This is a genomic window from Pseudomonas sp. J380, from assembly GCF_009827115.1.
In the GTDB taxonomy this organism is placed as follows: domain Bacteria; phylum Pseudomonadota; class Gammaproteobacteria; order Pseudomonadales; family Pseudomonadaceae; genus Aquipseudomonas; species Aquipseudomonas paracarnis.
Map to the genome: position 1 here is coordinate 3,351,099 of NZ_CP043060.1, position 13,211 is coordinate 3,364,309.

The following is a 13,211-nucleotide window of genomic DNA, read 5'->3' on the forward strand; positions in this document are numbered from 1 at the left end:
CGCCTTCGATGTTGAAACCTGCGAAGAAACTGCAAAAAGTCCTGATCGCCAACCGCGGCGAGATCGCGCTGCGTATCCTGCGCGCCTGTAAGGAAGAGGGCATCAAGACCGTCGCTGTTTACTCGACGGCCGATACCGAATTGATGCACGTGAAACTGGCGGACGAAAGCATCTGCATCGGCCCGCCACTGGCCACGAACTCGTACCTGAAAGTCTCGAATATCATCGCCGCGGCAGAAGTGACCGGCGCCGATGGCATCCACCCGGGCTACGGCTTCCTCGCGGAAAACGCCGACTTCGCCGAACAAGTGGAAAAATCCGGGTTTGCCTTCATCGGCCCGAAAGCCGAAACCATTCGCCTGATGGGCGACAAGGTCTCGGCCAAGGACGCCATGATCGCGGCCGGTGTGCCCACCGTTCCAGGCTCCGACGGCCCACTGCCTGAAGACGAGGAAACCGCTCTGCGCATTGGTCGCGAAGTCGGCTACCCGGTGATCATCAAGGCCGCCGGTGGCGGTGGTGGTCGCGGCATGCGCGTGGTGCACAAGGAAGAAGACCTGATCGAAGCCGCCAAGCAGACCCGCTCCGAAGCGGGCGCCTGGTTCGGCAACCCGATGGTCTACCTGGAGAAGTACCTGACCAACCCACGTCACGTGGAGGTCCAGGTACTGTCCGACGGCCAGGGCCACGCCATCCACCTGGGTGATCGCGATTGCTCGCTGCAACGTCGCCACCAGAAGGTATTGGAAGAAGCCCCGGCACCGGGCCTGGACGAGAAAGCCCGCCAGGAAGTACTGGCGCGTTGCGTCAAGGCGTGCATCGACATCAACTACCGTGGCGCCGGTACCTTCGAGTTCCTCTACGAAAACGGCCGCTTCTACTTCATCGAGATGAACACTCGTGTGCAGGTAGAGCACCCGGTATCGGAGATGGTCACCGGTATCGACATCGTCAAGGAGATGCTGAGCATCGCAGCCGGTAACGTGCTGTCCTTCACCCAGGACGACGTGAAGATGCACGGCCACTCCCTGGAGTGCCGCATCAACGCCGAAGACCCGAAAACCTTTATCCCAAGCCCTGGCCTGGTCAAGCATTTCCACGCGCCCGGCGGCAACGGCGTACGTGTGGATTCGCACCTGTACAGCGGCTACAAGGTTCCGTCCAACTACGACTCGCTGATCGGCAAGCTGATCACCTGGGGCGCCACTCGCGACGAGGCCATGGCCCGTATGCGCAACGCCCTGGACGAAATCGTGGTCGACGGCATCAAGACCAACATCCCGCTGCATCGGGATCTGGTTCGTGATGAAGGCTTCTGCGAAGGTGGTGTGAACATTCACTACCTGGAACACAAGCTGGCCAACCAGTAAGTGCTCCACCCAACAAAACCGCCTTCGGGCGGTTTTGTTGTTTATGGGCCACCGCCCCCTGATCGTTCCCACGCGTGGGAACGCCTCTTGTGGCGCTCCGCACCACGCCTTAACAACGGGACGCGGAGCGTCCGAGGCGGCATTCCCACGCCGAGCGCGGGAACGATCGTCGGCGCAGTCGTCTTCTGGCTTGCTCTCGCGTAAACTTGCGCGCTTTCGCGGCCTGCCCGCCGCACATTCATTTTTTTCAAAGGTGCCCGCCATGCCTTGGCTGCAAGTCCGTCTCGCCATCAGCCCAGAACAAGCCGAAACCTACGAAGACGCGTTCCTCGAAGTGGGCGCCGTGTCGGTGACCTTCATGGACGCCGAAGACCAGCCGATTTTCGAGCCGGAACTCAACACCACGCCGCTGTGGTCCCACACCCACTTGCTGGCCCTGTTCGAGGACGGCACCGACGCCGCCGCCGTGCTGGCCCATATGGAACTGCTCACCGGCGGCCCGCTGCCCGAGCATCACAGCGAAGTCATCGAAGACCAGGACTGGGAACGCAGCTGGATGGACAACTTCCAGCCCATGCGTTTCGGCCAGCGCCTGTGGATCGTGCCAAGCTGGCACGCCGCGCCCGAGCCAGACGCCGTCAACCTGCTGCTGGACCCGGGCCTTGCGTTCGGTACCGGCACGCACCCGACCACCGCCCTGTGCCTGGAATGGCTGGACGGCCAGGACCTGACCGATAGCAACGTACTGGACTTCGGTTGCGGCTCGGGGATCCTGGCCATCGCCGCCCTGCTGTTGGGCGCCAAGGAGGCCGTGGGCACCGATATCGACGTGCAGGCCCTGGAAGCCTCCCGCGATAACGCCGGGCGCAACAACATTGCCGAAGGCAAATTCCCACTCTACCTGCCTGAGGACCTGCCCCAGGTTCAAGCCGATGTGCTGGTGGCCAATATCCTCGCCGGGCCACTGGTGTCGCTGGCGCCGCAACTGTCGAGCCTGGTCAAGCCGGGCGGGCGCCTGGCGCTGTCGGGCATCCTCGCCGAGCAAGGTGAAGACGTGGCTGCGGCCTACGCCAAAGACTTCGAGCTGGACCCGATCGCCAACCGTGATGGCTGGGTACGCATCAGCGGTCGTCGGCGCTAGAATGAGCGCTTGCCTGAATCGGATGGCCGCATGACCGACAGTTTCGTCACCCAGTGCCCACATTGCCAATCGCGCTTTCGCGTCAACCACGCTCAATTGAGCGTGGCCCGCGGCGTGGTGCGTTGCGGCTCGTGCCTGCAAGTGTTCAACGCCGCTCGCCAGTTGCTGGAGCAACGTGCCCAGGCGTCTGCGCCGGAACCTGAAGCGCCGACAACCCCCGAACCGATTGGCGAAGCACCTCCCGAGCCACCACGGGCCATCAGCCAGAAACAGTGGACGGCCGAAGAGCTGGACCTGGATAACCTGGACAAGGAACTGGCCAAGCTGGAACGTCGCGAGATCCAACATACCCAGGCCTTGGGTGCGGAACGTCGCCAGCCAGGTGCCGACCGCCGGCAAAAGGAAGAGTCCTTCAGCGCCAGCCGCGATACGGTCAAGGCCGAGGAAGAAAAGTGGGCGGCCAGCCTGTTCAGTGAGCCACCCGAAGAGCGCGCCCAGGCACCAGAAGAAGAGCCCGAGCCGGTTAAGGCACCTGCGTCCAAACAGCGCACCGAACCGTCCATGTCGGCCCACGTCGACGAACTCGATGACGAACCAGCTCTGCACGCCACTACCGTGGATGACGACCTCGACCCGCCGCTGATACCCACCCGCGACGAGCACGATGAACCTGAACCCGAAGACCGCGCACAGCCGCGCCCCAAGCGCGCGCGAACGGAGGCTGGTGTACACGACGAGTTACTCCAGGACCTGGAAGACGACCCCCTGCACCTGTATGCGCAGAAGCGTCCGTCAAGCTGGGGTCGCCGTCTGGTCTGGATATTGTTGGTGGTACTCGCCGCTGCCGGTCTGGCCGGCCAGTACATCGCCTACCAATTCGACGACCTGGCCCGCCAGGACGCCTACCGTCCCTGGTTCCAGGCGTTATGCCCGAAACTGGGGTGCACCGTGCCATCGCGGGTCGACATTACTCACATAAAGAGCAGCAATCTGGTGGTGCGCAGCCACCCCGAATTCGCCGGGGCGCTGGTGGTCGATGCCATCATCTATAACCGTGCGACCTTCTCCCAGCCCTTCCCGCTGCTGGAGTTGCGCTTTGCGGACTTGAACGGCAGCCTGATTGCCAGTCGTCGCTTCAAGCCCGCCGAATACCTCAGCGGCGAGTTGGCTGGCGTCAGCGAAATGCCCTCGCAGACGCCTATCCACATCTCCCTGGACATTCTTGATCCGGGCAATAGAGCCGTGAACTACAGCCTGAGCTTCCACTCGCCCGAGTAAAACGGCGTGCCCACCGAGGTTTGACGGCGGATTATTGACTTGACCGCCGTCAACCAAACCGATGGCGATAAAAAAGTAACTGTTCAGATTTTATCCAATTCAGCCTTTAACCAGTCATCGAGAGCGGGTATCATGCCAACCCTTTTTCGAACTCTAATGATCCGGCCCCACAACAGGGAAGTCCTATGTCGGCGGTACGCATCGGCCCATACACATTGCAAAACGGCTTGATCCTCGCCCCGATGGCGGGTGTCACCGACCAGCCCTTTCGTCAGCTGTGCAAGCGTCTGGGCGCGGGTCTAGTAGTCTCTGAAATGGTTACCAGCGACATGAGTCTGTGGAACACCCGCAAGTCGCGGATGCGCATGATCCACGAAGGTGATCCCGAGCCACGCTCGGTGCAGATCGCCGGGGGCGATGCGCAGATGCTGGCGGATGCCGCACGGGCCAATGTGGAGCTGGGTGCACAGATCATCGATATCAACATGGGCTGCCCGGCCAAGAAGGTCTGCAACAAGGCCGCCGGTTCCGCACTGTTGAAAGATGAGCAGTTGGTCGCCGAGATCCTGCAGGCCGTTGTCGGCGCAGTGGATGTACCGGTGACCCTGAAGATTCGTACCGGTTGGGACCGGGACAACAAGAATGGCCTGACGGTGGCGAAGATCGCTGAACAGGCAGGCATTACAGCGCTGGCGGTGCATGGCCGTACCCGCGCCGACCTTTATACCGGTGAAGCCGAGTACGACACCATTGCCGCGATCAAGCAGGCCGTGTCGATGCCCGTCTTTGCCAATGGCGACATCGACAGTGCCGAGAAAGCCCGGCGCGTGCTGCACGCGACCGGTGCCGATGGCTTGTTGATTGGCCGGGCCGCCCAGGGGCGGCCGTGGATTTTTCGTGAAATCGAGCATTTCCTGCGTACCGGTGAAGTCTTGCCGGCACCAGAGTTGGTCGAGGTGGAACGTATTCTGCTAGAGCATCTGGCCGCCCTGCACGCCTTTTATGGGGACGTGATGGGAGTACGCATTGCTCGCAAGCATGTCGGCTGGTATCTCGCCACCTTGCCGGGCGCCAAGGAATTCCGCGCTCAGTTCAATCGTTTGGATGAAACGCAGGCACAGGTCGCCACCGTTCGTGAGTTCTTCGCCGGACGCGACAAGAGCCTGGGAACAGGGGATGGAGAAGGGGTGGCCGCATGACGATGATGACCGAGACTTTAGTGAGTGGAACAACACCCGTGAGCGACAATGTCAATTTGAAACAGCACCTCAACACGCCCAGCGAAGAAGGCCAGACCCTTCGCGGGAGTGTCGAGAAGGCGCTGCACAATTATTTCGCCCACCTTGAGGGCGCTTCCGTCACGGATGTGTACAACCTGGTGCTCTCCGAAGTCGAGGCGCCCTTGCTCGAAAGCGTGATGAACTACGTCAAGGGCAACCAGACCAAAGCCAGTGAGCTGCTGGGCCTCAACCGTGGCACGTTGCGCAAAAAGCTCAAGCAGTACGATTTGCTGTAAGCATTCAATCAAACCAGAAAGGCGCCCGCGTAAAACCGGTCGCCTTTTTTGCTGACTTCCTTTGCTTTTGATGGAAATTGAGATGACCGACCAGACCACCCGCCTGCCGATCCGCCGTGCCTTGATCAGTGTTTCCGACAAGACCGGGATCCTTGAATTTGCCCGGGAGCTGGAAGCCCTGGGTGTGGAAATCCTCTCCACGGGCGGGACCTTCAAACTGCTGCAGGACAACGGCGTGGCCGCAGTGGAAGTCGCGGACTACACCGGTTTCGCAGAGATGATGGACGGTCGCGTCAAGACCCTGCACCCGAAAATTCACGGCGGCATCCTTGGCCGTCGCGGCATCGACGACGCCATCATGACCGAGCACGGCATCAAGCCGATCGACCTGGTGGCCGTTAACCTCTACCCGTTCGAAGCCACCATCAACAAGCCAGGTTGCGACCTGCCGACCGCCATCGAAAACATCGATATCGGCGGCCCGACCATGGTGCGCTCGGCGGCCAAGAACCATAAGGACGTGGCCATCGTGGTCAATGCCGGCGACTACGCCAACGTCCTGGAAAACCTCAAGGCCGGTGGCCTGACCTACGCCCAGCGCTTCGACCTGATGCTCAAGGCGTTCGAACACACCGCCGCCTATGACGGCATGATCGCCAACTACATGGGCACCGTGAACCAAGCGGCTGACACCCTGAGCACAGAAGGTCGCAGCCAGTTCCCGCGCACCTTCAACAGCCAGTTCATCAAGGCCCAGGAAATGCGCTACGGCGAGAACCCGCACCAGAGTGCGGCGTTCTACGTGGAAGCCAAGCCGGCCGAAGTGGGCATCGCCACCGCCACTCAACTGCAAGGCAAAGAACTCTCCTACAACAACGTGGCCGACACTGACGCCGCGCTGGAATGCGTAAAGAGCTTCGTCAAGCCGGCCTGCGTGATCGTCAAGCACGCCAACCCGTGCGGCGTGGCAGTCAGCCCGGACGCTGAAGGCGGTATCCGCCAGGCGTACGAACTGGCCTACGCCACCGACACCGAATCCGCATTCGGCGGCATCATTGCCTTCAACCGCGAACTGGATGCCGAGACCGCCAAGGCCATCGTCGAGCGTCAGTTCGTCGAAGTGATCATCGCCCCAAGCGTCAGCGAAGAAGCCCGCGCCATCGTCGCCGCCAAAACCAACGTGCGCCTGCTGGCCTGTGGCGAGTGGTCGGCAGACCGCGCCGCGGCCTGGGACTACAAGCGCGTCAATGGCGGCCTGCTGGTACAGAGCCGCGACATCGGCATGATCGGCAGCGATGACCTGAAAGTCGTGACCAAGCGCGCGCCGACCGAGCAAGAGATCAACGACCTGATCTTCGCCTGGAAAGTGGCCAAATACGTCAAGTCCAACGCCATCGTCTACGCCAAGAACCGCCAGACCATCGGTGTCGGCGCCGGCCAGATGAGCCGCGTGAACTCGGCACGTATCGCCGCGATCAAGGCTGAACATGCCGGTTTGCAGGTGGTGGGTTCGGTGATGGCTTCCGATGCGTTCTTCCCGTTCCGTGACGGCCTGGACAACGCCGCGAAAGCTGGCGTGACCGCCGTGATCCAACCGGGCGGTTCGATGCGTGATGCAGAAGTCATCGCCGCTGCTGATGAAGCTGGCATTGCGATGGTCTTCACCGGCATGCGCCACTTCCGCCACTGATTGATCGTTCCCACGCTCCGCGTGGGAACGCAGCCAGGGACGCTCCGCGTCCCTCGGACGCAGAGCGTCCGTAGAGGCATTCCCACGCAGAGCGTGGGAACGATCATCCTAACGAGGTTTTTGAAATGAATGTTTTGATCATTGGCAGCGGTGGCCGTGAACACGCCCTGGCCTGGAAAGTAGCCCAGGACCCACGCGTGCAGAAAGTCTTCGTTGCTCCCGGCAACGCCGGCACCGCCATCGAAGCCAAGTGTGAAAACGTCGCCATCGACGTGCTGGCCCTGGAGCAGTTGGCGGATTTTGCCGAGAAGAATGTTTCCCTGACCATCGTCGGCCCGGAAGTGCCACTGGTAGCAGGCGTCGTCGATCTGTTCCGCAGCCGTGGCCTGGATTGCTTTGGCCCTACCGCTGGCGCCGCCCAGCTGGAAGGCTCGAAAGCCTTTACCAAGGACTTCCTGGCTCGCCACAAGATCCCGACGGCCGACTACCAGAACTTCACCGAGATCGAACCGGCCCTGGCTTACCTGCGTGAGAAAGGCGCACCGATCGTGATCAAGGCCGATGGCCTGGCTGCCGGCAAAGGCGTGATCGTCGCCATGACCCTGCAGGAAGCCGAAGACGCCGTGCGCGACATGCTCGCCGGCAATGCCTTTGGTGACGCCGGTTCACGCGTAGTCATCGAGGAGTTCCTCGACGGCGAGGAAGCCAGTTTTATCGTGATGGTCGACGGCAAGAACGTATTGCCGATGGCCACCAGCCAGGACCACAAGCGCGTCGGCAACGGCGACAGTGGCCCGAACACCGGCGGCATGGGTGCCTACTCCCCGGCGCCCGTTGTCACCGCCGACGTCCACCAGCGCGTCATGGACCTGGTGATCTGGCCAACCGTGCGCGGCATGGCGGATGAAGGCAACGTGTACACCGGTTTCCTCTATGCCGGCCTGATGATCGACAAAGCCGGTAACCCCAAAGTCATCGAGTTCAACTGCCGCTTCGGCGATCCGGAAACCCAACCGGTGATGCTGCGCCTGCAATCGAGCCTGGTGCTGCTGGTGGAAGCCGCCCTCGCCCAGGCCCTGGACAAGGTCGAAGCGCAGTGGGACCCACGACCTAGCGTTGGGATTGTGCTGGCGGCCGGTGGCTACCCCGCCGACTACGCCAAGGGCGATGTGATCGAAGGCCTCGACGCCGCCGCTGCGCTGGAAGGCAAGGTGTTCCATGCAGGCACCGCGCTCAAGGACGGCAAAGTTGTAACCGCCGGTGGCCGCGTGTTGTGCGCCACCGCGATGGGTGCCAGTGTCGATGCCGCGCAACAACAGGCATACAAACTGGCGGCGAAAATCGACTGGAAGGGCTGCTTCTACCGCACCGACATTGGCTACCGTGCCATTGCCCGCGAACGCGGTGAGAACAACTGAGCAGCTACACTTGCAGTAGCTATCCGTTCGGTTAGGTAAGGGCCTTTGGCCCTTGCCGTACCCTGTTGCCCCGCGCATAGTTAACCCGTGCATCCACCTACCGAAGGGATTTCGCCGTGCGCTGGCTCAGGATCGCCATAGGTTTCACAATCAGTCTGCTGACCCTGCTCTGCTTGCTACCGGCCCAGGCCGCTGCGCAAGGCAGTGGCTGGGCAGTATTGCTTGATGAACAGGCCGACCTGCAACTGAGCGATATCCGTTCCGCCCGCTATACCAATCAATTCAGCCCCATCGAACTGGACCGGATCACCGCCGCGCAGCCGGACGGTGCGTTGTGGGTGCGTTTCAGGTTGCAGCCCGGCAAGCACGAACAAGTGCTGCGGGTGTTCGCCCCGGACCTCTCCAGCCTGAGCCTGTATGTGCTGGACGGCGACACCCTGGTGGAGCAACAAACCACCGGCACACGCCAACCCCAGGCTGAGCGCTCGTTGCCCAGCAGTGACTTCATGCTGCCGATGCCTCAGAGCCAACGGCCACTGGAGGTATACCTGCGCCTGGTCTCGGAACACGAGCTGCGCCCTTACATCACCCTGGAACCAGCGGTGCTGGCCGCCGCCAACCAGAACCAGACGCTGATCTACGGCCTGCTGTTCGGCGTGCTGTCGATGCTGATCCTGCACAACCTCACGCGCTTCGCCTACCACCGCTCGCGCAGCAGCCTGTGGCTGGCCGCGTGCGAGTTCCTGTTGATGCTCAGCCTGGCGCTGTTGCTCAACCTGGTGGGGCCATGGCTGCCGAACTGGCACGCAATCCAGACCCCCGGTGCCTACCTGGCCCTGCTGCTGACCGCACCCTGTGGGCTGATGTTCGCCTACCGCTTCTTCATGCCCCTGGGCCCGCACCCGCTGAACAAAGTGTTGATGGCCGACATCCTGCTGATCATCCTGTGCGGCCTGCTCCTGTTGTTCGTCAACACCTTGCCGCTGAACATCATCACCTATGCCCTGGTCGCGCTGGCGGGCCTGAGCATGCTGTTTGTCTCGGCCTATCACTGGCAAAAAGGCTACCGCCCGGCGCGCTTGTTCGTGGCGGCCATGGTGGTATTCAACATCGGCACGTTGATCATTCTGCCCGCACTGCTCGGCCTTACCCTGGTGGCGCCACAGGGGCTGATCGTCACCCTGTTGAGCTTTATCTGCCTCAGTGGCCTGCTGATGAGCCTGGCCCTCGGCGAGCGCCAGCGCGCCATTGTCGAAACCCGTTTCAGCCTGAGCCGCGACCTGGCGGCCAGCAATGCCGAAATCGCCGCCAAAGCCGAGTTCCTGGCGAAGATCAGCCACGAAATCCGCACGCCCATGAACGGTGTGCTGGGCATGACCGAGTTGCTGCTGGGCACGCCGTTGTCGGTGAAGCAACGCGACTATGTGCAGACCATCCACAGCGCCGGTAATGAGTTGCTCACCCTGATCAACGAGATTCTCGACATTTCCAAGCTCGAATCCGGGCAGATCGAACTCGATGATGTGCAGTTCGATCTCAATGCATTGATCGACGACTGCCTGAGCATCTTCCGCGCCAAGGCCGAGCAACAGAATGTCGAGCTGATCAGCTTCATCCAACCCCAGGTACCACGAGTGATCAGCGGTGACCCGACGCGACTGCGCCAGGCTTTACTGAGCCTTCTGGAAAACGCCCTGCACAAAACCGATGAAGGCGAAGTGCTGATCGTTGTCGCCCTGGATGAGCGCAGCACCAAGCCACGCCTGCGCATTGCCGTGCAAGACAGCGGCGTGCCCATGGAAGCTGCCGAACGCGACGCCCTGTTGCACAGCGAACTGCACAGCAAGAACTTCCTTTCGGCGACGCGCTTGAGCGGCCACTTGGGCTTGGTCATCGCACGCCAGCTGATCTTGTTGATGAACGGCGAGTTCGGCGTCAAGAGTGGGAGCCACCAGGGCAGTACCCTGTGGCTGACCCTGCCGCTGGACCCGGAACGCCTGGAACACCCGACCAGCGACCTCGACGGCCCGCTCAAGGACGCCCGCGTGCTGGTGGTGGACGACAACGACACCTGCCGCAAAGTCCTGGTGCAACAATGCACGGCCTGGGGCCTGAACGTCAGCGCCGTGCCTTCGGGCAAGGAGGCCCTGGCGCTGCTGCGCACCAAGGCGCACCTGCGTGATTATTTCGACGTGGTACTGCTGGACCAGAACATGCCCGGCATGACCGGCATGCAACTGGCGGCGAAAATCAAGGAAGACCCGAGCCTGAACCACGACATCCTGCTGATCATGCTCACCGGAATCAGTAACGCACCGAGCAAGATCATTGCGCGCAACTGCGGGATCAAGCGCATCCTCGCCAAACCGGTGGCTGGCTACACCCTCAAGACCACCCTGGCCGATGAACTGGCCCAGCGCAGCAAAGGCGCCCCCGTGGCACGCCCGGCCCCCAGCGCACCGGCAGCCATGACCGTGCCCAGCGATTTCCGCATCCTGGTAGCCGAAGACAACAGCATCTCCACCAAAGTGATTCGTGGCATGCTCGGCAAGCTCAATCTCGACCCGGACACCGCCAGCAACGGCGAAGAAGCGCTGCAAGCGATGAAAGCCCAGCGCTATGACCTGGTATTGATGGACTGCGAAATGCCGATTCTCGATGGCTTCTCCGCCACACAGCAACTGCGGGCATGGGAAGTCAGCCACCAACGCGTGCGCACGCCAGTGGTGGCGCTCACCGCGCATATCCTGTCGGAACACAAAGAACGCGCACGCCAGGCAGGCATGGACGGGCATATGGCCAAGCCGGTGGAACTGTCGCAGCTGCGCGAGCTGGTGGACTACTGGGTCGCGCAGCGCCAACAGCGCCCTGAGCACAGCACCCTTTCCTGATGATCGTTCCCACGCGTGGGAATGCCGCCCGGGACGCTCCGCGTCCTGCTTGAACGCGACGCAGAGCGTCACTGGATGCATTCCCACGCAGAGCGTGGGAACGATCACACCCACCACTATCGCAGGCAAGCCAGCTCTCACATTTGATCTGTGTCGGATAGACTCCTCCACACTTTCCCCGCCCGCGAGCCGCCCCCATGCTCCATGTGTTATTCAGCGTTTACCTGAAGATACTGGTGCTCTACAGCCCGTGATGATCGTTCCCACGCTCCGCGTGGGAATGCCGCCCGGGACGCTCCGCGTCCTGCTTGAACGCGACGCAGGGCGTCACTGGATGTATTCCCACGCAGAGCGTGGGAACGATCACACCCACCGCTATCGCAGGCAAGCCAGCTCCCACATTTGATCTGTGTCGGATAGACTCCTCCACACTTTCCCCGCCCGCGAGCCGCCCCCATGCTCCATGTGTTATTCAGCGTTTACCTGAAGATGCTGGTGCTCTACAGCCCGTTCTTTGTGCTGTCCTGCTTTATCAGCCTGACCCGTGGCTACTCCAGCAAGGAGCGTCGGCGCCTGGCGTGGAAAGTTGCACTGGCCACCCTGGTATCGAGCGTGCTGCTCTACCTGTTTGGCCGGGTGATTTTCAGTGTGTTCGGCATTACCGTCGACGCGTTCCGTATCGGCGCCGGCAGTGTGTTGTTTATCTCCGCCCTGGGCATGGCCCAGGGCAAGTCGGCGGTGCAGACCGACAACGTGCAGCAGGACGTGACCATCGTGCCGCTGACCATCCCTCTCACCGTCGGCCCCGGCACCATCGGCGCCTTGCTGGTGATGGGCGTCAGCCAACCACACTGGGACGACAAGCTTACCGCCATCCTCAGTATTGCCCTGGCCAGCCTGACGGTGGGCGTGGTGCTGTACCTGTCCAACCGTATCGAACGCATTCTCGGCGACCAGGGCTTGCAGATTGTCAGCCGGTTGATGGGCCTGTTCGTCTGCGCCCTGGCCGCGCAAATCATTTTTACCGGGGTACGCGGCTACCTGGTGCCCTAGATCCGGTATTTGGCGATAGCCATTTCCACTTTGTCACCGGCGCTTTCGCGCATCAGTTGGATGGTTTTCTCGTTGACCATAGAGGTATTGAGCACCAGGCAAGTCTGCCCGCTGAAGGCCTCGAACGAGGAGCTATCCCACTCCAGGAAGGGCAGGCCCACCTGTTTATCCACACCATGGGTGCTGTAGGTCACCAGCACCATGATCAACTCGCCGTCTGTTTCAGCGCAGGAGGCCAGGCCGAAATCGCCGCCCTCATGCACCGCGCAATTGCGCTTGAACAGCTCGAAAGACGCTGGCTGACGCTTCAATGCATCCAGCGCATCGGCGGCCAGCTTGGGCAAGGCGCTAAGCAGTGGCCCGAACAGCGCCGTCGACGTCAGCATCGAGGCGATGATATTCAGCGCCGCCAGTTGCACCGTCAGGCCATTGCCCGCACGCGAGACCCGTTCAAAGCGACTGCGCAGCGGCAGCCACCCCAGGCTGACCATCACCTTGATAAATTCCTCGTACCACGCCTCGCTGCCCCGCTGGACCTTCAGCACATCGCTCACATAACTGCTGGCCAGCAGATAGCTTTTGCGTACGTATTCGCGATTCAACGCCGACAAGCCTTCGGCAAATGAAATCACCCCGTTGTTGACCACGGCCGCATTGCAATCATCGTCGCTATCCAGCGCGCAAGCGGCCTGCCTGGCAGGTGCGCCCGGCAATTTGTAGGCGGCAATCAACTTGCGCCTTTTTTTACTGTTGATCCTTCTGTGACGTCGCTCCATTTTCTGTTCTCCACAAGCACCCCACGTGGGGCTTGCTTCCACCCTAGTCCAGAGAGCAGCGGGGTTTCCATGCGATAA

The 13,211-nt window shown here is 61.6% G+C and carries 10 protein-coding genes; 9 read left to right on the forward strand and 1 reads right to left on the reverse strand.

Annotated features, from left to right (window positions below):
- The first annotated feature begins 8 nt into the window (after positions 1–8).
- From accC to FXO12_RS15330, 9 genes are all read left to right on the forward strand, one after another.
- Positions 9–1,370 (forward strand): acetyl-CoA carboxylase biotin carboxylase subunit, encoded by a 1,362-nt coding sequence (accC, locus tag FXO12_RS15290; protein WP_003188188.1) that lies wholly within the window; start codon positions 9–11, stop codon positions 1,368–1,370.
- A 262-nt stretch (positions 1,371–1,632) separates the two neighbouring features.
- The gene (prmA, locus tag FXO12_RS15295) at positions 1,633–2,511 is read left to right on the forward strand and encodes a 50S ribosomal protein L11 methyltransferase (protein WP_034134793.1); all 879 of its coding nucleotides are present in this window, start codon (positions 1,633–1,635) and stop codon (positions 2,509–2,511) included.
- A gap of 30 nt (positions 2,512–2,541) precedes the next feature.
- The gene (locus FXO12_RS15300) at positions 2,542–3,789 is read left to right on the forward strand and encodes a DUF3426 domain-containing protein (RefSeq protein ID WP_054896397.1); all 1,248 of its coding nucleotides are present in this window, start codon (positions 2,542–2,544) and stop codon (positions 3,787–3,789) included.
- A gap of 185 nt (positions 3,790–3,974) precedes the next feature.
- Positions 3,975–4,988: a tRNA dihydrouridine synthase DusB gene (dusB, locus tag FXO12_RS15305; protein ID WP_034126416.1), complete on the forward strand. Its 1,014-nt coding sequence runs from the start codon at positions 3,975–3,977 to the stop codon at positions 4,986–4,988.
- The gene (gene fis, locus FXO12_RS15310) at positions 4,985–5,305 is read left to right on the forward strand and encodes a DNA-binding transcriptional regulator Fis (RefSeq protein ID WP_002555375.1); all 321 of its coding nucleotides are present in this window, start codon (positions 4,985–4,987) and stop codon (positions 5,303–5,305) included. Before dusB ends, fis begins: the two co-directional genes overlap by 4 nt.
- An 82-nt stretch (positions 5,306–5,387) precedes the next feature.
- Complete coding sequence (purH, locus tag FXO12_RS15315; protein WP_057977756.1) at positions 5,388–6,995, forward strand: bifunctional phosphoribosylaminoimidazolecarboxamide formyltransferase/IMP cyclohydrolase; 1,608 nt, start codon at positions 5,388–5,390, stop codon at positions 6,993–6,995.
- A gap of 125 nt (positions 6,996–7,120) precedes the next feature.
- Positions 7,121–8,413, forward strand: coding sequence for a phosphoribosylamine--glycine ligase (gene purD, locus FXO12_RS15320; RefSeq protein ID WP_014716727.1), 1,293 nt, complete (start codon positions 7,121–7,123; stop codon positions 8,411–8,413).
- A gap of 116 nt (positions 8,414–8,529) precedes the next feature.
- Positions 8,530–11,304 carry a hybrid sensor histidine kinase/response regulator gene (locus FXO12_RS15325; RefSeq protein WP_034126413.1) on the forward strand — a complete coding sequence of 925 codons (2,775 nt, stop codon included), beginning with the start codon at positions 8,530–8,532 and terminating at the stop codon, positions 11,302–11,304.
- 456 nt (positions 11,305–11,760) lie between these two features.
- Positions 11,761–12,357, forward strand: coding sequence for a MarC family protein (locus FXO12_RS15330; protein ID WP_003171467.1), 597 nt, complete (start codon positions 11,761–11,763; stop codon positions 12,355–12,357).
- Here the strand turns inward: FXO12_RS15330 and FXO12_RS15335 are convergent.
- Positions 12,354–13,133, reverse strand: coding sequence for a hypothetical protein (locus FXO12_RS15335; protein WP_054896395.1), 780 nt, complete (start codon positions 13,131–13,133; stop codon positions 12,354–12,356). The genes FXO12_RS15330 and FXO12_RS15335 overlap by 4 nt on opposite strands.
- Between the last annotated feature and the right edge of the window lie 78 nt (positions 13,134–13,211).